The sequence below is a fragment of the Streptomyces sp. NBC_00448 genome (assembly GCF_036014115.1).
Lineage (GTDB): Bacteria > Actinomycetota > Actinomycetes > Streptomycetales > Streptomycetaceae > Actinacidiphila.
The window spans coordinates 7,897,431-7,919,079 of record NZ_CP107913.1; the positions used below are offsets into that span (position 1 = coordinate 7,897,431).

The 21,649-nt window shown below is 75.4% G+C and carries 18 protein-coding genes; 9 read left to right on the forward strand and 9 right to left on the reverse strand.

Annotated elements, in window-relative coordinates; translation table 11 throughout:
- The first annotated feature begins 99 nt into the window (after positions 1-99).
- The gene (locus tag OG370_RS34075) at positions 100-2,409 is read left to right on the forward strand and encodes a DUF5107 domain-containing protein (protein WP_328471098.1); all 2,310 of its coding nucleotides are present in this window, start codon (positions 100-102) and stop codon (positions 2,407-2,409) included.
- Positions 2,410-2,435: 26 nt separating this feature from the next.
- On the opposite strand, the gene OG370_RS34080 is transcribed toward OG370_RS34075, so the two are convergent.
- Together OG370_RS34080 and OG370_RS34085 are read right to left on the reverse strand one after the other, a co-directional pair.
- Positions 2,436-3,425, reverse strand: a complete 990-nt coding sequence (locus tag OG370_RS34080; protein ID WP_328471100.1) for a ketopantoate reductase family protein — start codon at positions 3,423-3,425, stop codon at positions 2,436-2,438.
- 158 nt (positions 3,426-3,583) lie between these two features.
- Positions 3,584-4,297 carry an ArsR/SmtB family transcription factor gene (locus OG370_RS34085; RefSeq protein ID WP_328471102.1) on the reverse strand — a complete coding sequence of 238 codons (714 nt, stop codon included), beginning with the start codon at positions 4,295-4,297 and terminating at the stop codon, positions 3,584-3,586.
- Between the two features lie 250 nt (positions 4,298-4,547).
- Here OG370_RS34085 and OG370_RS34090 point away from each other — a divergent pair, with 250 nt between their 5' ends.
- From OG370_RS34090 to OG370_RS34100, 3 genes are all read left to right on the forward strand, one after another.
- On the forward strand, positions 4,548-5,099 hold the full coding sequence (locus tag OG370_RS34090; protein ID WP_328471104.1) for a GNAT family N-acetyltransferase: 552 nt from the start codon (positions 4,548-4,550) through the stop codon (positions 5,097-5,099).
- A 108-nt stretch (positions 5,100-5,207) separates the two neighbouring features.
- A complete protein-coding gene (locus tag OG370_RS34095) occupies positions 5,208-6,275 on the forward strand; it encodes an RNA ligase (ATP) (protein ID WP_328471106.1) in 1,068 nt (355 codons plus the stop codon).
- Positions 6,276-6,399: 124 nt separating this feature from the next.
- Positions 6,400-6,828, forward strand: a complete 429-nt coding sequence (locus OG370_RS34100; protein ID WP_328471108.1) for an SseB family protein — start codon at positions 6,400-6,402, stop codon at positions 6,826-6,828.
- Between the two features lie 201 nt (positions 6,829-7,029).
- On the opposite strand, the gene OG370_RS34105 is transcribed toward OG370_RS34100, so the two are convergent.
- A complete protein-coding gene (locus OG370_RS34105; protein ID WP_328471110.1) occupies positions 7,030-8,493 on the reverse strand; it encodes a phosphatase PAP2 family protein in 1,464 nt (487 codons plus the stop codon).
- A gap of 460 nt (positions 8,494-8,953) precedes the next feature.
- On the opposite strand from OG370_RS34105, the gene OG370_RS34110 reads away from it, so the two are divergent.
- Together OG370_RS34110 and OG370_RS34115 are read left to right on the forward strand one after the other, a co-directional pair.
- A complete protein-coding gene (locus tag OG370_RS34110) occupies positions 8,954-10,165 on the forward strand; it encodes an aminotransferase class I/II-fold pyridoxal phosphate-dependent enzyme (protein ID WP_328471112.1) in 1,212 nt (403 codons plus the stop codon).
- Between the two features lie 50 nt (positions 10,166-10,215).
- Positions 10,216-11,310 (forward strand): MBL fold metallo-hydrolase, encoded by a 1,095-nt coding sequence (locus OG370_RS34115; protein WP_328471114.1) that lies wholly within the window; start codon positions 10,216-10,218, stop codon positions 11,308-11,310.
- Between the two features lie 109 nt (positions 11,311-11,419).
- Here OG370_RS34115 and OG370_RS34120 read toward each other — a convergent pair whose 3' ends face one another.
- Positions 11,420-12,115 (reverse strand): DedA family protein, encoded by a 696-nt coding sequence (locus tag OG370_RS34120; RefSeq protein ID WP_328474686.1) that lies wholly within the window; start codon positions 12,113-12,115, stop codon positions 11,420-11,422.
- Positions 12,115-12,915: an MBL fold metallo-hydrolase gene (locus OG370_RS34125; RefSeq protein WP_328471116.1), complete on the reverse strand. Its 801-nt coding sequence runs from the start codon at positions 12,913-12,915 to the stop codon at positions 12,115-12,117. Before OG370_RS34125 ends, OG370_RS34120 begins: the two co-directional genes overlap by 1 nt.
- A 220-nt stretch (positions 12,916-13,135) precedes the next feature.
- Here OG370_RS34125 and OG370_RS34130 point away from each other — a divergent pair, with 220 nt between their 5' ends.
- Positions 13,136-15,301, forward strand: a complete 2,166-nt coding sequence (locus OG370_RS34130; protein WP_328471118.1) for a phage holin family protein — start codon at positions 13,136-13,138, stop codon at positions 15,299-15,301.
- Between the two features lie 69 nt (positions 15,302-15,370).
- On the opposite strand, the gene OG370_RS34135 is transcribed toward OG370_RS34130, so the two are convergent.
- Together OG370_RS34135 and OG370_RS34140 are read right to left on the reverse strand one after the other, a co-directional pair.
- The gene (locus OG370_RS34135; RefSeq protein ID WP_328471120.1) at positions 15,371-16,141 is read right to left on the reverse strand and encodes an SDR family NAD(P)-dependent oxidoreductase; all 771 of its coding nucleotides are present in this window, start codon (positions 16,139-16,141) and stop codon (positions 15,371-15,373) included.
- Between the two features lie 155 nt (positions 16,142-16,296).
- Positions 16,297-16,878, reverse strand: a complete 582-nt coding sequence (locus tag OG370_RS34140) for a TetR/AcrR family transcriptional regulator (protein ID WP_328471122.1) — start codon at positions 16,876-16,878, stop codon at positions 16,297-16,299.
- Positions 16,879-16,976: 98 nt separating this feature from the next.
- Between OG370_RS34140 and OG370_RS34145 the strand changes: the two genes are divergently transcribed.
- Positions 16,977-17,768, forward strand: a complete 792-nt coding sequence (locus OG370_RS34145; protein ID WP_328471124.1) for a Clp protease N-terminal domain-containing protein — start codon at positions 16,977-16,979, stop codon at positions 17,766-17,768.
- Between the two features lie 103 nt (positions 17,769-17,871).
- Here OG370_RS34145 and OG370_RS34150 read toward each other — a convergent pair whose 3' ends face one another.
- Entirely contained in the window at positions 17,872-18,603 is a 732-nt protein-coding gene (locus OG370_RS34150; protein ID WP_328471126.1) for a class I SAM-dependent methyltransferase, read from the reverse strand.
- A gap of 290 nt (positions 18,604-18,893) precedes the next feature.
- Between OG370_RS34150 and OG370_RS34155 the strand changes: the two genes are divergently transcribed.
- Positions 18,894-19,556 (forward strand): SLATT domain-containing protein, encoded by a 663-nt coding sequence (locus OG370_RS34155; protein ID WP_328471128.1) that lies wholly within the window; start codon positions 18,894-18,896, stop codon positions 19,554-19,556.
- 110 nt (positions 19,557-19,666) lie between these two features.
- On the opposite strand, the gene OG370_RS34160 is transcribed toward OG370_RS34155, so the two are convergent.
- Positions 19,667-21,493 (reverse strand): AMP-dependent synthetase/ligase, encoded by a 1,827-nt coding sequence (locus tag OG370_RS34160; protein WP_328471130.1) that lies wholly within the window; start codon positions 21,491-21,493, stop codon positions 19,667-19,669.
- Between the last annotated feature and the right edge of the window lie 156 nt (positions 21,494-21,649).

A 21,649-nucleotide genomic window follows, 5' to 3' on the forward strand; every position in this document is an offset into this window, starting at 1 on the left:
TCAGTTTTGCCCAACCCTGTACGGTGCGGGCTCTGTTCAGCGGGCCGCGAAGCATGTTCCATGGTGATCACACGGCCGCCGTGCGGAAGGCGGCCGCCCGTGCCGGATGAGGTGGCCTTGGCCAGGACCGCGACGACCGATACGACCGCGACGACCGTGCGGCGCGCCACCGTGCGCATCCCCGCCGCGCCGCTGGGCCCGGAGAACCCGCTGCCCGCGCTCCACGAGCGCCTGGAGCAGCACCGCCTGGACCCGCACGAGCGCAAGGGCCTGCCCCCGGACATGGCCCGGCAGATCGGCTACGCCCCGCTGCGCACGGTGCTGCCGGTCCGCGTGCTCGACGGCTACGGGCGGGACCGCGCGCCCGCCGAACTCGACGCCGTCGTCATCGAGAACGACCGGCTGCGCGCCACCGTGCTGCCCGGCCTCGGCGGCCGGCTCTACTCGCTGCTGCACAAGCCCACCGGCCGCGAACTGCTCTACCGCAACCCGGTGTTCCAGCCCGCGGACTTCGCGCTGGCCGGCGCCTGGTTCTCCGGGGGCGTCGAGTGGAACCTCGGCGCCACCGGCCACGCCGCCCACACCTGCGCGCCCCTGCACGCCGCCCGGCTCACCGCGCCCGACGGCGGGGAGATGCTGCGGCTGTGGGAGTGGGAGCGGCTGCGCGACCTGCCGTTCCAGGTCGACCTGTGGCTGCCGGCCGGCTCCGACTTCCTGTACGTCGGGGTCCGGGTCCGCAACCCGCACGACCGGACGGTGCCCGTGTACTGGTGGTCCAACACCGCCGTCCCCGAGACCGCCGACACCCGGGTGCTGGTACCCGCGGACGCCGCCTGGCAGTTCGACTACCACCGCACCCTCACCCATGTCGCGGTGCCGCGCATCCCGGACGGCCCCGGCGGCCCGGACGCGCAGGCCGACGCCGACGTGACGTACCCGACGCGGTTCGAGCACGCCGCCGACCACTTCTTCGACATCCAGGGCGACGACCGCCGCTGGATCGCCGCGCTCGACGGGCAGGGCCGCGGCCTGGTGCAGACCTCCACCGACGGGCTGCGCGGCCGCAAGCTGTTCCGCTGGGGCCGCGGCCGCGGCGGGCGGCGCTGGCAGGAGTGGCTCACCGAGCCCGGCACCGGCGGGTACCTGGAGATCCAGGCCGGCCTGGCCCGTACCCAGCTCGAACACCTGCCGATGGCCGCCGAGTCGGAGCTGTGCTGGCTGGAGGCGTACGGCCCGCTCGACGCCGACCCCGCACTGGTGCACGGCGCCGACTGGGCCGCGGCCCGCGCGGAGGCCGCGGCGAGCCTGGAAGCGGCGCTGCCCCGGGCCACCCTTGACGCGGCCCGCACCGCCTGGCTCACCCGGGCCGACGCCGACCCCGAGCCCGCGGACGTGCTCGCCGCCGGCTCCGGCTGGGGCGCGCTGGAGGTCGAGCGCGGCCGCTACCCGCTGCCGGGCACCCCCTTCCCGCCCGCGACCCTCGGCGCCGCCCAGAAGCCCTGGCTCGAACTGCTGCTGGCCGGCGTGTTCCCCCGCCCCACCCCCGCCTCCGCGCCGGGGCCCACCCTGGTCTCGCCCGAGTGGCGCGAACTGCTGGAAGCCGCCGACACCTACCCCGGCAACGAGTGGTACCGCGACTACCACCTCGGCGTCGCGCAGTGGGCGGCCGGCGACCGGGCCCAGGCGGTGCGCAGTTGGGAGCGCTCGCTCGCCGCCCACCCCTCGCCGTGGGTGCTGCGCGCCCTGGCCGTCGCCGACACCGCCGCCGAGCGCACCGAACGGGCCGCGGAGCGGTACATCGCCGGGTACGAGGCGCTCGCGGACACCCTGACCGAGGCGCTCGCCGGCACCCCGGCCGATGCCCCCGCCGCCCCGGCGGACCCGTCCACAGACTCGCCCGCGGAACCGTCCGCCGCCGCGCCCGCAGCCGCTCCGGCGGACCCCCAACCCGCCGAATCCCCACGGCGGTCCGCCCGCACCGCGCTGCGCGCCTACGCCCTGGAGGCCGTCCCCGCGCTGCTCGCCGCCGGCCGGGCCGACGCCGCCGCGCGCATCCTCGACCGCCCCGTGCCCGGCCCCGACGGCGACACCTCACCCCTCGACGGCGGGCGCGCGAGGCTGCTGCGGGCCCGTACCGCGCTCGCCCAGGGCGACCCGGTCAGGGCCCGCGCGCTGCTCGACGAGGGCGTGGTCGTCGACGACCTGGCCGAGGGCGACGAAGCGCTCAGCGACACCTGGTACGCCGTCGCCGAGGCCCTGCTCACCGACGGCGCCGAGACCGCGGGCGACGCGAAGCCGCACGACGGCACGTCGGACGACGCGCGCGCCCGGGCCCGTCGCGAGCACCCGCTGCCCGCCGCGTACGACTTCCGGATGCGCCCGCAGGAGCCGCCGTCGGCCCACAAGTGAAGCGGTGAAGTGCTGCTGGGCGCTGGTCAGTTGCCCGCGCCCAGCAGTTCTGCGCGCTCCTCGGCCGTCAGTTCGCCGGGGGCGCGGCGCTCGCGGGCCGCGCGGTTCGCGGCGTGCCGCAGCGCCTCGTTGACCGGCGTCGGCACCCCGAACCGGCGGCCGAGCAGCACGATTTCGCCGTTGAGGTAGTCCGACTCGATCGACCCGGTGCCGCGCGCCAGGCTCTGCCAGGTCGAACTGTGCTTCGCCTGCGAAGACTCCACCCGGTCCCCGCGTGTCCGCGCCTGCTGCTCGGCGCCGATGTACGGGATACCGGCCGCGTCCAGCGCCGCCACGCCCTCGGCCCTTGCCCGCGCGGCCAGTTCGCGCCGCGCGTCCTCGTCGGGGCCGAGCACCGCGTCCGCGGCGTTCACCAGGTTCCCCAGCAACTTGGCGTACTTCCAGGCCATCACATCCTCGGTGACCGGTGCGGCGAAGCCCGCGTCCGCCAGATCGGCGGCGATCGCCCGCACGGTCGGGTCCGACCCCGACGGGTAGCGGCCCAGGTGGAGCATCCCGGTCAGCGGCGCGCACAGCGCGCTCACCACGCCCGGTTCGAGGAAGGACGCCGGCAGCCATACGCACATCCCGTACACGTCGGCGAACCGGCGCAGCGCCAGGCGCTCGTTCTCCACGCCGTTCTGCGCGCACACCACCGCGGGCCCGGCGCCCGCGCGGGAGCCCGTGCCGGTGCCGTAGCCGTACGCACCCCACGTGTCCAGGACGGCGGGGGTGTCCTGGGTCTTCACGCCGAGCACGAGCACGTCGTCGTCCCGCGCCGTCAGTTCCGCCGGCCCCTCGACCGCCGGAATCCTCAACTGCCTTTCGCGGTCCGCCAGTCGGAGCCGCAGTCCGTGCTCGCGCAGTGCGTCCAGATGCGCCCCGCGGGCCACGAGCACGACCTCGTGGCCGCTGTCGAAGAGCCGTCCGCCGATGGCGCCGCCCACCGCGCCCGCGCCGATGATGATGTATCGCATGGTCGAACCCTCGTCGGCCGCCGCCCCGATGACAACTTCCGCCCCGCCGAAGCCCGGTGGCCCCGTCACAGACCCGCCATGGACCCGTCACCAGACCTGCCCCGGACCTGCCCCGGCGTCCGGGGGCCCGCGCCGATCCCGCCGCGGCCGGCCCCGGCTCACAGGCCGTCCGTCGATACGCCCAGGTGCCCCTGCCACGCCCGGCGGCCGGTGGCGGTCACGGCGAGTGCGCGGGACGTGCCGACCCGCGTGACCCATCCGGCGGTGAGCGCGTGGTCGCACAGGGCGGCGCCCACCGCGCCCGCCAGGTGGGGCCGGCGCTCGGTCCAGTCCAGGCACGCCCGCACCAGCGGCCGGCGCGAGCCGCTCGGCACGGCGACCCCGACCTCGGCCAGCCAGGCCGAGCCCGCGCCGGTGAGCCCCGGCTCCGGCCCCCACTCCAGCAGCCCGCGCCCCACCATCGCGTCCGTGACCGCCAGCGCGAGGGCCCCGGCCAGGTGGTCGTAGCACAGCCGGGCGCGGGCGAGCGCCTGCCCGCGGCCGGACGCCGACAGCGACCGCGGCCGCGCGACGGGCCGCGGCGCGAGAGCGGCGAGGCTCTCGATCAGCTCGATCACCCGGCGGTCGGCCACCCGCAGGTAGCGGTGCCGCCCGTGCCGCTCCTCGACGAGGAGCCCGCCGCCGACGAGCAGGTTCAGATGTGATGTCGCGGTCGAGGGCGCGACCCCGGCATGGCGGGCGAGCTCGCTCGCGGTCCAGGCCCGGCCGTCGAGCAGGGCCAGGCAGAAGTCGGCCCGGGTCCCGTCGGCCAGTAGCCTGGCCACGGCCGCCAGGTCCACCCCCACGTCCTGACCTGCGCGCTCAACGTTCATACCCCGATTGTGCGCGAACCTCGGCGGCCTCGGTTCGGCGCGCGTCGAAACGTCCACGCCGTAGCGTTGCCGGTGCGCGCCGCGGCCGGCCGCCACACTCCCGTACGGCCCCGTGGCCGTCGGCCGCCACGCTCCCGTACGGCCCGCCGACCGCCGACCGCCGACCGCCGACCGCCGACCGCCGACCGCCGACCGCCGACCGCCGACCGCCCCGCTCCCGTACCGCCCCCGTCCACACCCCGGAGGAACCATGCCCGCGACCGACCCGACCACCGCGGGCGCGCCGCCACGCCCCGCATCCCGGACGGAACTCTTCGTCACCGATGCGCCGACGCCCGACGACCTCGCCGTGGTCTCGGCCGCGCTGGACCGGTTCAACGTGCAGACGTCGGGGGTCGACGACCGCGGGCCGCTCGCCGTGCTCGTCCGCGACCCCGAGACGGACCGGGTGATCGGCGGGCTGACCGGGCGGACCTCGCTCGGGCTGCTCTTCGTCGACCTCTTCTTCCTGCCGCCCGAGCTGCGCGGCGGCGGCCTGGGCGCGCGGATACTCCGCCGGGCCGAGGACGAGGCCCGCGCCCGCGGCTGCCGCTCCGCCGTGCTCTACACGATCAGCTTCCAGGCCCCGGACTTCTACCGGAAGCAGGGGTGGCAACTGCTGGGGGAGGTCCCCTGCGACCCGCCGGGCACCAGCCGTGTCTTCCTGACCAAGGACCTCGCCGCGCCGGGCGGGAACGGGGCCGGGCCGGGCCGGCACCCCGGTCCGCCTGAATCCGTTGCCCCCAAATCCGTTGGCCCCTAGCGCTGTTGGTCCCTAAAACCGTTGGCCCGTCGCCCCGGGCACGTCGCACAGTGGGGGCGCGGGCCGGGAAGGCGCCGCGGACACACGAACACCAAGGGGGGCACCACCATGTCCACGCTGCGCGTCACCGCCGAGCGGCTCACGATCCTCGACCACCCGAACGCGGACGCGCTGGAGTTGGCGCAGGTCGGGCTCTACCGCGCGGTGGTGGCCAAAGGGGCTTACCGCACCGGGGAGTTCGCGGTCTACATACCCGAGCAGTCCGTGCTGCCCGAGCCGCTGATCGCCGAACTCGGCCTCACCGGACGGCTGGCCGGGTCGAGGAAGAACCGGGTGCGGGCGGTACGGCTGCGCGGCGAGCTCTCCCAGGGCATCGTCTGCCGGCCTCGCGCGCTCGACGGTGTCGACCTGGAGCGGGCCGCCGCCGACGACGCGGACTTCGGCGAACTGCTTCAGATCGTCAAGTGGGTGCCCCCGGTGCCGATCTCGATGAGCGGTGACGTGGATGCCGCGCCCGACCTGCTGCCCTGGATCGACATCGAGAACCTCAAGCGCTACCCGGACATCTTCGCGCCCGGCGACCAGGTCACCGTCACCGAGAAGCTGCACGGCACCGCCTGCTGCCTCACCTACCACGCCGGTTCCGGCACCGTCGACGTCACGTCCAAGGGGCTGGGCGCCAGGCAGCTCGCGTTGAAGGAGTCCGACGGCAACCTCTACTGGCGCGCGGTGCACGGCTACGGCCTGCCCGCCGTGGCCGCCGCGCTCGCCGAGCGGCTGGGCGCGGACCGGGTCGGGATCTTCGGCGAGGTCTACGGCAAGGGCGTGCAGGACCTCGACTACGGCACGAACGCGGGCACCGGACTGCCCGGGTTCGCCGCGTTCGACGTGTGCGCGGACATCGCCGGGCAACTGCGCTGGTTCGACCCCGCCGACCTCATCGACGGCGAACTGCCGCTCGTACCAAGGCTGTTCCACGGCCCGTTCGACCTGGACCGGGTAATCGCCCTCGCCGCGGGCGACGAGACGGTCTCCGGCCGCGAGCTGCACATCCGCGAGGGCGTGGTGATCCGCACCGCCGACGGGAAGTACAGCCCCGCCGTCGGCGGCCGGGCCATCGCCAAGGTGGTCGGTGACGCGTACCTGACCCGCAAGGGAGGCACCGAGTACGAGTGAGCCGGGCGGCCGCCCGGGAGTGATTCCGGAAAACGGGCGGCATGCTCCGGCACTCGCTGGGTACGCGCCGGGTTCAGCCACTTGCAGACACCGAGCGCAGACGCGGCGAGAGGAAACCACGACGATGACCGACATCAACCCCGACGGTGCCCTGCCCCCTGCCCAGCGTGCCCTCCACGAGATCTCCCACGGCAGCGAGAACGTGATCGCGCTGAGCACCCTCGCCGTGAGCGAGGTGCTGCTGCCGGTGCCCGGCGCCGAGGAGCGCCCGCAGGAGCCCGACCCGACCGCCGCCGAGCCGCCGCGCGAGATCCAGCTCCCGGTCTACGAGCAGGAGGACGGCCGCCAGCTCGTCCCCGTGTTCACCTCGGAGACGCGGATGGCCGAGGCGCTGCCCGCCACCCGCCGCTACCGGCTGGTCCAGCTCGCGGTGCTCAGCGGAGCCTGGCCGTCGGACGAACTGATCCTGTCCATCGACACCGGCAACGAGGACGCGCTGAGCATCTCCGGCGAGGGGGTGCGGGCACTGGCCGGACTGGTCGGCGGCAACTGACCACCCTGTCCGCCCGGCCACGCGGCACGGTCGCGCGGCACGTTCCGCGTACGGCCCCGACGGGAAACCGCCGGGGCCGTAACGTGCGGGTGCCGTACTTGCGCGTACGTGCGCGTGCCGTACGTCCGTCCGGTACGTGCGGGTCCCGTCCCCGTCGGTCGCGCCGGGCCACTGGGCTGGCGGGCTGTCGGGCCGCCGGGCTCAGGCCCGGTACACGACCAGGCCGCCCGGCGACTTGTCGAGCAGCATCTCGCCGGGAGCGGCCGCCACCTCCCCGTCGCACGCGAGGTGCACCCCCGCGCCCGGCACCCGCACCCGCAGCCTCGGTACGGCCGCCGTGGTGTAGACCGGCGACGAGGTGAGCGCCCCGGTCAGGGCGGCGCCCAGCATCCGGGTCCTGGCGAACGGCCCGCCGTCCACCATCCGCACGTCCAGCAGCCCGTCGGCCAGGTCACGCCGCCGCACCGGCGCCGGCCCCCAGCTGGAATAGCGGCAGTTTCCCGCGAAGAGCAGCCACACCGAGCGCGGCCGCCCGTTCACCACCACGTCGACCGGCTCGCAGGTGCGCAGCACGTGCACCGCCGCCAGTACGCTCGCCGGCCAGCTCCCCACCCGCCGCGACCAGCGCTCCCGCACCCGGACCAGGTCCGGGTAGGCGCCGATGCTGAAGGTGTTCAGAAACGGCGCCGCTCCGCCGGTGTCCCCGCCCGCCCCGGTAGTGCGGGCCACGTCCACCCGCGACGCCTGGCCCGCCGCCACGGCCGCCGCGGTCAGCTCGACCGACAGCAGCCCGAGGTCCGCGGCGAAGTGGTTGCGGGTGCCACCGGGGAAGACCGCGAGCGGCAGCCGGTGCCGCAGCGCGACCGCGGCCGCCTCCCGTACGGTGCCGTCGCCGCCGCACACCCCCAGCGCGCCGCCCTCCCGCGCCGCCGACCTCGCCGCCCGCTCCAGCAGCTCGACCAGGTCGTCGTCCTCCGTGCACTCCGCGACGGCCGCCTCCGGCAGGGCCGCGGCGATCCGCTCGGCCGGCGTGCTCAGCAGCGGCGGCGGGCCCGACGCGGTGTTCGCCACCACGTGCAGACCGCGCCCGTCGGCCAGCCGGGGCGCCCGCGCCGGCGTGCCCGGCCGCGGGCGGCGCTGGACCGGGAGCAGCGCCCGTACCGCCAGCGCCGCGCCGGCGCCCAGCGCGGCACCCACCACCACGTCGCTCGGGTAGTGCACACCGGTGTAGACCCGGGAGAACGCCACGCTCGCCGCGACCGGCGCCACCGCCGCGCCCCACGCGCCCGACTGCGCGGCCACCCCCGCGGCGAACGCGGCGGCGGAGGCGGCGTGGCCGGACGGGAACGACGTCGTGACCGGCTGCCGCTGCAACTGCCTGATCACCGGCACCGCGTCCAGCAGCGGACGCGCCCTGCGCACCGCGCCCTTCCCCAGCGTGTTCACCGTCAACGAGGCCAGTGCCAGCGACCCCACGCCCCGCAGCGCGGCCTTGCGGCCGTTCGGGCCGCCCACCGCCGCCATCCCCGCGGCGATCCCGAACCACAACCGCCCGTGGTTCGCGATCCGGCTCAGCCGCGGCAGCACGGGCTCCGCCCCCGGCCAGTTCCGCCCGGCCACCGCCGAGAACAGCGCCCGATCCCATTCCTTCCACGGATACGTCATGCCGCACAGCTACCCCCGCTCCCCCCGCACGCACCTGTCGAAACGCTCACGCCGAGCCGTGGGGGCGGGGGTGCCGTGACGGCGGACCGTTCTTACGCACGGGTGCGCCCGCGTACGGGCGGTGCGAGGCGGTCGGGGAGCCCCGCTCCGCACCGGCGCCGTCACGTGGGAGCCGTACTCATGTGTGGGCATACCCGCGTCAGGACGGTTCGCCGTGGTAGCCGGCGAGCCTAAGGGCGCGCCGGTGTCGAAAGGTGGGGGTACTCCCCCTGGCTCCGCCTGGGTGGGGGTGCCCCCGGACCGGGTCCAAGCGCCCGGAGGCGAGAGGGCGGCAAAAAAAGGGGGCTGCGCGGGTGCCGACACGTAAGGACGGTCCCCACCCCCCCGCTCGACGGGCGGGGGGTGGGGAAACGGGGGAAAGTGGGGGCTAGTGGGCTGTCTTCGCACCTGGAGGTGCGCAATGCCGTGGGCGTTCGAGGTGAGGCCCGACCCGGGGTTGCCGGTGCCCGGGTACTGGGGTGCGCGGATGGCGGGTGCGGGGGGCGGGACGGAGTCGGCCGGGGGCGGGCGGGAACTGCTGGAGGCGGCGGACGGGTACTGGTCGAGGAGGGCGCTGCCCGGGGGCGCGGCCCATGTGCTGGCCGCGCCGGGGGCCGAGCAGCTGCTGCTCGCGGTGTTGACGGCGAGCGAGGGGGACCCGGTGCTGGCCCGCCCGGCCGCGGCGTGGCAGCACCCGGTGGTGCGGATACTCGGCCGAAGGGTGCACACGGTGCCGACCCCCGCGGAGGGCGGCGGCGTACCCGATCCGGTCGCGCTGCTGGAGACGGTACGGCGGGCCCGGGCGCAGGGCGCTGACCCGCGGCTGCTGGTGCTGTCGGCCGCGGACGACCCGAGCGGCACCGTCTCCGCGCCCGAGCTGCTGCACGAGACGTGCGAGGCCGCGGCGGAGGCGGGCCTGCTGATCGTGTCCGACGAGACGTACTCCGACACGCTGCACCACCGCGAGACGGTCCTGCTCAGCCCGGCCGAGATGCTGCCCGAGCACACGGTGGTGCTCACCGACCTGGGCGCGACCCTGGTGCCCGCCGGGGTGCCGGCCGCGCTGGCCCGCTTCCCCGACACCGTGCACGGCACGTCGTGGCGGCAGCGCGCCGCCGATGTGCTGGCCGCCCTGCGCGCGGTGCTGCCCGCGCCCGTCGCCGCCGCGACCGCGTACGTGCTGGGCGAGCCGCCGGAGGTCGCCGAGCGCAGCGCCGCCGCGAACCGGGTGCACGCGCGGACTGCGGCGGCCGCGTACCGGGCGATCACCGAGGCCGGGGCGTCCTGCCGGCCACCGCAGGCGGGCTTCCAGCTCTACCCGACCGCCGGGCCGTCCGGACCTCACGCGGCGCGGCAGGCCGAGGAGCGGCTCGGTGCCGTGCTCGGCCGTCACGTGCCCGGGGGCCATCGCTTCGGCGACGACCCGGAGGAGCCGCGGGTGCGGATCGCCACCGGTGTGCTGCTGGGCACGACCGAGGCCGAGCGGCAGGCCGCGCTGAACGCCGCCGACCCGGTCGCGGTGCCGCACGTCGCGGCTGGGCTGGCCGCGCTGACCGCGGCGTTCACCGCGCTGACCGGCATGGGGGCGGTCAGCGGTTCGGCCGACACCGGATCGCGGGGGACAGGGGTCTGACTTACGTTCGTGGAGACGTTCCGGCCTGGCGGGGGAGCGAGGGAGCCCAGATGAGCGACCAGCGCGCGCACTCCCTGGCCGCGCCCGGAGCCCCGGAATCCGCAGCCACGGCGGATGCCCGGCCCGGTGGTCCCCGCGCCGCCGCCGGCCGCGGGCTCGACGCGCCCCGCACCACCGACGTGCCCGATCCGTCGACCGGGCCCCGGCGCTGGCCGGCCAGCTTCGTGGACCGGCTCTCCGACCCGCTGCCGATGCCCGGGGTGCGCGACATCGCCCGGCTGGTCCGCGAGTGCGCGGTACGCCCGCCCGCGCACACCCTCAAGGACCTGCCGCTGCTGCCGGTCGCGCCCGAGCCGCTGCCCGCCGCCGGGCCCGGCACGGTGAGTGTGACCTGGGCCGGACACGCGAGCTGGGTGGTCAGGATCGGCGGGCTGACGGTGCTCACCGACCCGGTCTGGTCCCGCCGCATCCCCGGCACGCCCCGCCGGGTCACCCCGGTCGGCGTGCCCTGGCGGACCCTCCCGCCGATCGACGCGGTGGTCATCAGCCACAACCACTACGACCACCTCGACGCGCCCACGATCAAACGGCTGCCGCGCGCCACGCCCTGCTACGTGCCGGCCGGGCTCGGCGAGTGGTTCCGGCGCCGCGGCTTCACCCGGGTGGCCGAACTGGACTGGTGGGAGGGCACGTGGCTGCGCGGGGTGCGGTTCGACTTCGTGCCCGCGCACCACTGGAGCCGCCGCACCCTCACCGACACCTGCCGGACGCTGTGGGGCGGGTGGGTGCTCACCGACAGCGCCGGGCACCGCGTCTACTTCGCCGGGGACACCGGCTACGGCGCCTACTTCGCCGAGATCGCCCGGGTACACCCCGGCATCGACCTCGCGCTGCTGCCCATCGGCGCGTACACGCCGCGCTGGATGCTGCGGCCGGTGCACACCGACCCCGAGGAGGCGGTGCAGGCGTATCTCGACCTCGGCGCGGCCGCGATGGCGCCGATGCACTGGGCGACGTTCCTGCTCTCCGGCGAGCCGCCGCTGGAACCGCTCATCCGGCTGCGCGCGGCGTGGAGGGCCGCGGGGCTGCCGCGCGACGCGCTGTGGGACCTGCCGATCGGCGCGTCACGGGTGCTGGTGGCGTGAGCGCGCAACGCACCCGGTAAGGACCGCGCACCAGGGCGACCGCCCCTTACCGGTGTGGCCCGAAAAACCCTGCGCCCGCAAGGCCCCGAACACCCCGAACTCCCCGCCGTCACGGCGCCGTACGCGGCTGCTCCGGCCCGTCCCCGTGCGCTCCGCGTTCCCCGCGGGCCTGCCGCACCTTCCGTACCCGCCCGCTGATCGCGGGCCCCACCGCGATCACGAGGGTCAGCGCCACCGCCAGCGCCACCCCCTGCCACGGCTTGTCGAAGAGCGACCCGCCGAGTATCCCGATGAGCTGGTACGCCGCCGCCCACGCCAGGCACGCGGGAATGTCGCCGCGTACGAAGCGCCGCATCGGCATCTCCGCCAGCAGGCACGCCACCATCACCGGGATGCGGCCGGCCGGCACCAGCCGGGACAGCACCAGCACCGCCGCCCCGTGCCGGTCCAGTTGCCGCTCCGCCCGCTCCAACGTGCCCTGTTCCGAGCGCTCCTGGAGCCGGTGCAGCCAGCGCGAGCCGTTCCGCGAGCGCACCCCGCGCAGCCCCAGCCAGTACAGCGCCACGTCGCCGATGAACGCCGCCACCGACGCCACCGCGAAGACGAAGGCCAGCGCGACCGGCTCGGTCTGGTGGAACGCGACCACCGCCGCCCCGGACACCAGCGCGCCGGTCGGTATCACCGGCACCAGCGAGCCGAGCACCACCAGGAAGAAGAGCGACGGGTAGCCGATCGCCGACTGGGTGCCCTGCGACGCCGCCGGGTGCGTGGCGGAGTGCGCCGCCGCCGCGGCCAGGAAGCCGATCACCCGCCGCTCCCCTTTCCGGCCCGGCCCACGTCGGTGACCCGCACGCTGTGCCCGTGCGCCGGACGGTGCACCGCCACGCCCGGGGCCAGTTCGGCGGCGAACCGTTCGAACTCCTCGCCTGGCGTGTGGAACTCGTGCGGCCGGACCGCCTCCATCCCGATCGGCCAGTACGTGCCGTAGTGCACCGGCACCGCCGCCTTGGGCGCCAGTTCGGCCAGCGCCCGCGCCGCCCGCTCGGCGTTGAGGTGCCCTGGCCCCAGGAAGGGACCCCAACCCCCCACCGGCAGCAGCGCGATGTCGCACGGCCCGACCGCCTCGGCCATCCCGTCGAAGAGCCCGGTGTCCCCGGCGAAGTACGTCCGCGCCTCGCCCGCCAGTACATACCCGAGCGGCGCGGCCCGCTGCGGCCCGTACGGCAGCCGCCGCCCGTCGTGCGCGGCCGGCACCGCCCGCACCGCCAGCCCGCCGAACTCCACCACGTCCCCCGCGGCGACCTCGACCAGCCGCAGCCGGTCCCGTACCCGCCGCAGCGCCGGTACCGCGTCCTGCGCGCCGCGCGGCAGCAGCACGGTGGTGCCCGGCGCGAGCCGCGCCAGCGAACCGACGTGCAGATGATCGGCGTGCAGGTGCGAGACCAGCACCACGTCCGCCCGGACGGCCTGCGGGGTGGGCAGCGCGCCGCGCCGCCTGCGCAGGTGCGCCAACCGCCGTACGAACAGCGGGTCGGTGAGCACCCGTACGCCCGAGTCCTGCACGGTCACCGTGGCGTGCCCCCACCACGTGATCTCCACCACCACGCCGCCACGCCCTTCCCGGCCACTCCTGACGACCGCCCGATCCGGCCTGCCGGACCCGGCGGGCCCGGCTGCTCGCGCCGCCGTTCGGCCGCCGACCTTGAGCGTATGCCCTGTTCCGCCGCCGATCACCCGTCGGACCTGAGCAGACCTGCGGATATGGCAGTCTGGAGAGGTGCCTCAGCCGGGAGAGAGTCGGAGACGGGCCGCGAGGCGCAGCGCCGTGCGGACCGTCGGCCGCGTTCTCGCCGTGTGGGTGGTCGCCTCCGCGACGCTCGCCGTACTCGCCGCGGTGCTGCCCGACTTCCGGCTGGAGTCGCCAGGCGGGGACAGTCCCACCCAGATCGCGGTCACCGCGGGGCTCGGGGCGGGCGCGTTCGGCGTGCTCAGCGCGCTGGTGTGGCCGCTGCTGGTCCGCGCGCTGCTGCTGGTGCCCGCGCTGGTGCTGGGCGCGCTGGTGTTCTTCCTCAACGGCTCGCTGCTGCTGGTCGCCTTGAGCCTGACTCCGCACGGCCGCGGCGAGGTCACGCCGGCCACCGCCGTGGTGATCGCCGCCGTCATGTCCGCCGCGTCCTCGACGACCAGCACCGCGCTCGCCGTACGCGACGACGCCGCCTACGGGCGCCGGCTGGCCCGGCTGGCCGGCCGCGGGCGGCGGCACGCCGGCGACCCGCCGCTGCCCACCACCCCGGGCACCGTCTTCCTCCAACTCGACGGCGTCGGCCACGACGTGCTGCGCGACGCGCTCACCTCCACCCCGCCCGCGATGCCCACCGTCGCCTCCTGGCTCGGCAGCACCCACCGGCTCGCCCCCTGGCGCACGGACTGGAGCAGCCAGACCGGCGCCAGCCAGCTCGCGATCCTGCACGGCAGCAACCACGACGTCCCCGCCTTCCGCTGGTACGAGAAGGAGACCGGGCAGGTGATGGTCTGCAACCGCCCTTCCAGCGCCGCGGAGTTGGAGCGGCGGGCGGTGCGGCGCACCGGCTGCGGCGGGCTGCTCGCCGACGACGGGGCCAGCCGCGGCAACCTCTTCACCGGTGGCGCCGAGCAGTCCGCGCTGGTGATGTCGGTGGCGGCGCAGCGGGCGAAGTTCACCCGGTCCCGGTCCGGTTACTTCGCCTACTTCTCCGACCCGGCGAACGCCGTGCGCACCGCCTGGTCGTTCGCCGCCGAAGTCGGCCGGGAGATAGGCGAGTCCACCGCGGCCCGGCTGCGGCGCGACCGGCCGCGGATCAAGCGCGGCGGCCTCTACCCGCTGCTGCGGGCGTTCGCGACGGTCGTCGAGCGCGACGTGGCGGTCGCGGCCGTCATCGGCGACATGCTCGCCGGGCGCACCGCGGTCTACGCCGACCTGGTCGCCTACGACGAGGTCGCCCACCACTCCGGGCCGCGCAGCCGCGACGCCCGCAAGGTGCTGGCCCGGCTCGACCGCTCGGTCCGGCTGATCGCCGACTCCTCCCGCTACGCCCCGCGCCCGTACCGGATCGTGCTGCTCTCCGATCACGGCCAGAGCGCGGGGGAGACCTTCGAGGGCGCGTACGGAACGGGCCTGCGCGCGCTGGTACGGGCCGGGTGCGGCCTCGCGGACAGCGCCGCGGCGGGTGGGCGGCGCAGCGCGCGGCGGGGCGGCGGCGCGGAGGCGCGTACGGCGGCGCGGACCGCGCTGCGGCGCCCCGAGCGCGGCAGGCGGGCGGAGGAGGCGGAGTGCGACGGGCCGCCGTCCGAGCCGGTGGTGCTCGCCTCGGGGAACCTCGGGCTGGTCGCCTTCCCCGACATCGCCGGCCGGGCCACGCTGGAGGAGTTGGAGCGGCGCTGCCCCGACCTGCTGCCGACGCTCACCGGGCACCCCGGGATCGGCTTCGTCCTGGTGCGCAGCGCCGCGCGCGGCCCGGTCGTCCTCGGCCGCGACGGCTCGCGCGAGCTGGCCACCGGGCGGGTGACCGGGACCGACCCGCTGGCGCCGTTCGGGCCGGGCGCCGCCGCGGCCGTGCTGCGCGCGGACGCCTTCCCGCACACCGCCGACCTGATGGTCAACTCCGCGTGCGACCAGCAGAAGGGCACGGTGCACGCCTTCGAGGAGCAGGCCGGCTCGCACGGCGGCCTCGGCGGCCCGCAGACCCGTCCGTTCCTGCTCCACCCGGTCGAACTTTCGCTGCCCGCACGGCCGTTGGTCGGCGCGGAGGCCCTGCACCACCTCTTCCACGACTGGCTCGCCGCCGCGCCGGGCACCCCGGGGCTGCCCGCCCAGGCCGCCCCGCCCGCGCGTGCCCCGGGGACGGGGGGAGCGCCGCCGGTCTCCGCGCCGGTGCCCGGCCGGGCCGCCGCCTGCCGCCCCGCCGATCCGGTCGGCGGCCGGATGATCGACGCCAACGGCGGCAACGGGTAGGCCGGGACGGGGCGGCGCCCACCGCCAGGAGCGGGCCGCGCGGTTCCCCGGCCGCGCGGCATCCGCCGGCTACGCCGTCGCGGCTCCGTCCAGCACCAGGTCGGCGCCGACGGTGGACGCCGCCGCGGGGGATGCCAGGTGCAGCACGGCGGCGGCGATCTCCTCGGGGGAGGACGCGCGGCCGAGCGGCAGCTCGTCGCGCAGCCGGGCCGCCTTCTGCTCGGGCGTCTCGCCGGGCCGGCTGGACATCGGGGTGTCCACGGGCCCGGGGCTGACCGCGTTGATCCGTACGCCGTCGCGGAGGTGGTCCAGCGCCGCGGTCCTGGTGAGCACGCTCACCGCCGCCTTGCTCGCGGCGTACGCGCCGAGGCCGGGCGCGCGGCGGTGCGCCCCGATGTTCGAGGCGATGTTGACCACGGCGCCGCCGCCGTGCTCCCGCATGTAGGCGATCTCGTACTTCATCGACAGCCAGATCCCGGTGAGGTTCGTGTCCAGCGCGTGGTGCCACTGCTCCTCGGTGATGTCGGCGACGGCCGCGGGCGGCGGGAAGACCCCGACGTTGTTGACGGCGACGTCGAGCCCGCCGAAGCGCCGTACGGTGCCGACGACCAGCGCGCTCACCTCCGCCGCGCTGGTGACGTCCGCGGTGAGGGCGGCCGCCTCGCCGCCTTCGGCCTCGATGAGCGCGACGGTCTCCTTCAGGGTGCGCTCGGTGCGGCCCGCGACGGCCACCCGGGCGCCGTGGCGGGCGAAGGCGCGCGCGACGGCCCGGCCGATTCCGGTGCCGCCACCGGTGACCAGCACCGCCCGGCCGTCGAAGATCCTGGACTCCCCGGTCATGACGGGTTCCCTCCCACATGGTTTCTTATCTGGAACGATCGTTCTCGAAAATGGCCGCAAGGGCTCGAAGCAAGGCCTCGAAGCATGGGCGCAGAGCAAGGGTTCGGAAGTGGTGCGCGGCGGGCCCGGGTCCGTACGATCCGTCGCCCGGCCGCTCAGTCCAGCAGGGTGAGCGCCTGGGCCGCCGCGTCCCGCGCCCGGTCCGCGTCGCCCCCGGCCTTGCCCACCACGCGGATGCCCTGGAGGAGCACCAGCAGCATCCGGGCCAGCCCGCGCGGGTCGCGTCCGGCCGCCAACTCGCCCTGGGCGCGGGCCCGTAGCAGCGCGGAGGTCAGGCCCGCCTCCAGGGCGTCCCAGCTCGCCTCCACCCGTCGCGCGGCCGCCGTGTCGTGGGGTGCGAGCTCCACCGCGGTGTTGGTGACGAAGCAGCCGCGCCGCAGGTCGTCGCCGGCGGCCTGCTCGGCGAATTCGGTGACGAGGGCGCGCACGGCGGGCAGCGCGGGGCCGGGCCGGGAGAGTGCGTCGAGCACCTGGTCGTCGCGGGCGCGCTGGTAGCGGCCGAGCGCGGCCAGGTACAGGTCGTGCTTGCTGCCGAACGTGCCGTAGATGCTCGCCCGCGCGATGCCGAGCGCCTCGACCAGGTCGGCCATGGAGGTGGCCTCGTAGCCGCGCCGCCAGAACAGGTCCAGGGCCCGGTCGAGCACGGCGTCCGGGTCGAATTCCTTGGTCCTCGCCATGACGACGACCCTAGTGCCATCGAGAACGATCGGTCAATAAAGAGCCAATCGTCAACCTGTGGTTGACGATCATGGGGTCGTCAACCTATGGTTGACGCATGATTGGACAGCAGCCCGTACGACTCGACGACCTCATCGACTACGTCAAGCAGCAGCACCCCGGCGCCGATCCACTCCAGGACCTGGAGCACGCCGTGGGCGTCGCCGGGCACCTCGGCGACGTCGCGGACCACCTGATCGGCCACTTCGTGGACCAGGCCCGCCGCGCGGGCGCGTCGTGGACCGACATCGGCCAGCACATGGGCGTCAGCAAGCAGGCCGCGCAGAAGCGGTTCGTGCCCAAGGCCCCGGCGGACCTGGAGTTCCTGGGCGCCGAGGCGCCGCCCTTCTCCCGCTTCACCCCGCGGGCCCGCAAGGCCGTCGCGGACGCCGAGAAGGAGGCCCGCATGGCCAGGCACTCATCGGTCGAACCCGAACACCTCGTGCTCGGGCTGCTCGACCAGGCCGACACCCTCGCCGTCCGCACGTTCGCCGAACTCGGCACCACCCCGGCGGCGATCCGCGGCGCGGTCGCCACTCCGGGTACCGAGGAGCAGCCGCTCATGGGCCATGTCCCGGTGGGCGCGGCCACCAAGCGCACGCTGCAACTGGTGTTGCGCGAGGCGCTGCGGCTCGGCCACAACTACATCGGCACCGAGCACATCCTGCTCGGCGTACTCAGCGACGAACAGGCCCCCTCCGCAAGGGCGTTGACCGCGCTCGGGGTCAGCCACGAAGCAGCCGAGCGATGGCTGCTCGCGGAACTCGCCAGGATCGTCAAGGCGAACAGGGCGGCGGAGGCGTCGGCCGGCGGGTCGCCCGACGCCGAGGACGGCGAGTCGTCGCACTGACCGGCGCGCGGGAGGCACTCCACCGGGCCGGGGTGGAAGGGGCGCGCGAGCGGGCCGGGGTGGAAGGGGCGCGGGGAGGGGGCCGGTCCGAACGGCCCCCGGCTCACTCCTCCTTGCGCAGCGCCAGCAGCCGGTACACCGGGTCGGCGCGCGGCACTTCGGGGTCCGGTAGCAGCGACAGCCGCCGGACCAGCGCCCCGGACTGCTCCGGGTCCAGGGCGAGCGTCGACGCGAAGCCGCCGCGCGCCACCTTCCCCGCGGCCCGCGCGGGGGACATCCCCTGGCCGTGCCCGGTGAAGCGAGCCTCGCCCGAGCGGCGCAACCCGTGCTCGGCGCCCACCGTCTGCACCCGCAGCGCCGTGTCGTGGGCGGGGGTGATCCGGAAGGGCGCCAAGAGCCGGCTGACGTCGCTGTCCATGTCGTGCCCGGCGTCCTTGTCGACGGTGGCCACGAACACCCCGCCCGGCCGCAGCACCCGCGCGCACTCGGCGACCACCGCGGCCGCGTCCGGCAGCAGGTGCAGCAGCCACACCGCGCTCACCGCGTCCAGACAGCCGTCGGCGAACGGCAGTCTGCGGCAGTCGCCCAGCACCAGCCCGCTGCACAGGCGTTCGGCCGCGAGCCGGGTCATCCCCGTCGACGCGTCCACCCCGAACACCCGCAGCCCCGGCCGTAGCAACCGCTCGGTCACCAGCCCGGTGCCGCACCCCACGTCCAGCAGGGTGCGGGCCCGCACCGGGACCAGGGCGAGCACCGCCCGGGCCGCCGAGCCCGCACGTGGGACGCCCCCGCGGGTGGCGTCGTAGCGCGCCGCCTCCACGTCGTAGTCCAGCATGTCGACGAATCTACGGGCGCCGGATGAACGGCGGTCCACCCCGCGTCTTGCGCTCGGGTTACAAAGCGGGCGCTGTGCAACGGGCGTGTGTGCTGGGGTGCGTGGGTCGTACGGCCCCCTCGGTGACGCCCCTGCCATCGTGCTCACGCCCTCGCGCTCACGCCGCCGCGCCACCTTCGTCCCCGCTCCTCCCGCACGCTTCCTTCGTCCCGCCTGCGCCCGGGCGCGGCGGGCCGGTACCCTCACGGCCGGGACCCGCACGGGGGTGCGGCGGGAGGGGAGTGGTGACCATGGCGGGCACGGAAGGTGGCGTGGCGGCCGGACCGCGCGGGCGGGGCCGCCGGGACCTGGTGCTGCGGCCGTTTCCCGCCGTCGCGGCCGACACCCCGGCCGCCCAGCGCCGGGCCCTCGCCGACCTGCGCGCATGGGCGGAGCAGGGCGCCGAGGACGCCATCGACTGGTACCAGCGCGACAAGCGGAGCAAGCGGACCGCGTCGCGGCTGCTCCAGGGCCTGGCGATCGTCTTCGCGGTGGCCGGCACCGCGATCCCGCTCGGCGCCGCCGCCACCGGCTCCCCCGGCCAGGGCTGGGGATACGTCCTGCTCGCGGCCGCGGCCGGCTGCAAGGGCTTCGACCACTTCTTCGGGCTGTCCGCGAGCTGGATGCGGGACATCACCGTCGCGCACGCGCTGCGCTTCGAACTCGGCGAGGTCCGGCTGGAGTGGGCCGCCGACGTGCTGAGGGCCGGGCCCACCACCCCCGCCGCGCCGGACGCGCCGGTCGAACCCGCCGAGGTCGAGCGGCAGTTGGCCCTGATCGTACGGCTCACCGCGGCCGTGCGCGGGCAGGTCGAGCACGAGACGTCCACCTGGCAGGCCGAGTTCAGCGCCGCCACCCGTCAACTCCACGAGCAGGGCGGGTTGCCCGGCCAGGACCGCGCGCCGGGTGCCTGAATCGCGTGACGCGTGACGCGTGACGCGTGACGCGTGAAGCCGGTGGCCGTACCCGTCGCCGTACTCGTGCCGAACTCCCGCTGCCGGCGCGCTGGTTCGTATACCGGCCGTCAACCCCGGTACAGCGCTTCGATCTCGGCCGCGTACGCCGTCTCGATCGCCCGCCGCTTCAGTTTCATCGACGGCGTCAGGGTGCCGCGCTCCTCGGAGAACTGCCCGCCCAGGATGCGGAAGGTGCGGATCGACTCGGCCTGTGAGACAAGGGTGTTGGCCGCGACCACGGCCCGCCGGATCTCCGCTTCCAGGTCCGGGTCGCGCACCAGCCGGCCGAGCGGCACCAGCGGCTTGCCGCGCATCTGCAGCCAGTGGTCGACCGCTTCGGGGTCGATGGTCACCAACGCGGCGACGTAGGGGCGGTTGTTGCCGACCGCCACGCACTGCGCGACCAGCGGGTGGGCGCGCACCCGGTCCTCCAGCGGGGTCGGCGACACGCTCTTGCCGCCGCTGGTGACCAGGATCTCCTTCTTCCGGCCGGTGATGGTCAGATAGCCGTCTTCGTCGAGGGCGCCGATGTCGCCGGTGGCCAGCCAGCCGTCCCGCAGCACCTCGGCAGTGCCCTTCTCGTCGTTCAGGTAGCCCGCGAAGACCTGCCCGCCGCCGAGCCAGATCTCGCCGTCGTCGGCGATCAGCACGGTGGTGCCGGGCACGGGCAGCCCGACCGTGCCGAACCGGGTCTGCTCGGGCGGGTTCGCGGTGGCCGCGGCGGTGGTCTCGGTCAGTCCGTAGCCCTCGAAGATGGTCACCCCGGCGCCGGCGAAGAACAGGCCGAGCTGCCGTTCCATCGCCGAGCCGCCGGAGATGCCGTGCCGTACCCGGCCGCCGAGGGCGGCGCGGACCTTGCTGTAGACCAGCTTGTCGTAGAGCTGGTGCTGCATGCGCAGGCCCGCGCTGGGGCCCGGGCCGGTGCCGAACGCCTTGGCCTCCGCGGCCTCCGCGTACCGCACCGCGATGTCGACGGCCTTCTCGAACGGCCCGAGCCGCCCGCTCGCCTCGGCCTTGCGGCGGGCGCCCTGGAAGACCTTCTCGAAGACGTACGGCACCGCGAGCACGAACGTCGGCCGGAAGGCGGCCAGGTCCGGGATGAGGTCGGCGGCGGCCATGCTCGGCTGGTGCCCGAGCTTGACCCGGTGCCTGATGCAGCCGACCTCCACCATGCGCCCGAAGACGTGGGCGAGCGGCAGGAACAGCAGGGTGGACGGCTCCTCGCCCGGCTTGCTGGCGAAGACCGGCTCCCAGCGGGCCACCACGTTGTCGGTCTCGGCCATGAAGTTGGCGTGCGTGATCACGCAGCCCTTGGGGCGGCCGACCGTCCCCGAGGTGTAGATGATCGTGGCGACCGCGTCCGGGGTGACCGCGAGCCGGTGCCGCTCCACCACCTCGTCGCCCAAGTGACGTCCGGCCCGGCTCAGTTCGGCCACGCAGTCGGTGTCGAGCTGCCACAGCCTGGTCAGTTGGGGGAGTTCGTCGACGGCGGCGCCGATCGTCATCGCGTGGTCGCCGTGCTCCACGATCGCCGCGACGGCCTCCGAGTCGTGCAGCATCCAGCGCACCTGCTCGGAGGAGGAGGTCGGGTACACCGGGACCGGCTGGGCGCCGATCGACCACAGCGCGAAGTCGAAGAGGGTCCACTCGTAGCGGGTCCTGGACATGATCGCGACGCGGTCGCCGAACCGTATGCCCTCCGCGAGCAGCCCCTTGGCCACCGCGAGCACCTCGTCACGGAACTCGGCGGCCGTCACGTCCCGCCATCCGCCCTGTCCGTCCGCGCGCCCGAGCACCACCTGGTCCGGGTGGTCCTGGCCGTTGCCGTAGACGGCATCGGCCAGCCCTCCCGCCTGTGGTGTCGTGACCAGTGGGGGGACAGTGAACTGACGCAACTGGTGTTCTCCTAGGGGGCCTCTGCGAGCCCGTAAGCTACCTGATCCCCGCCACCCGCGGGAGGTGTGAGCGAATACCCACTCCGCCGGCGTTCATGCAGTTCATCCGCCTGTTACCGGACGTAGTAGGGCCGCTGGGCCACGAATGGCCCGATT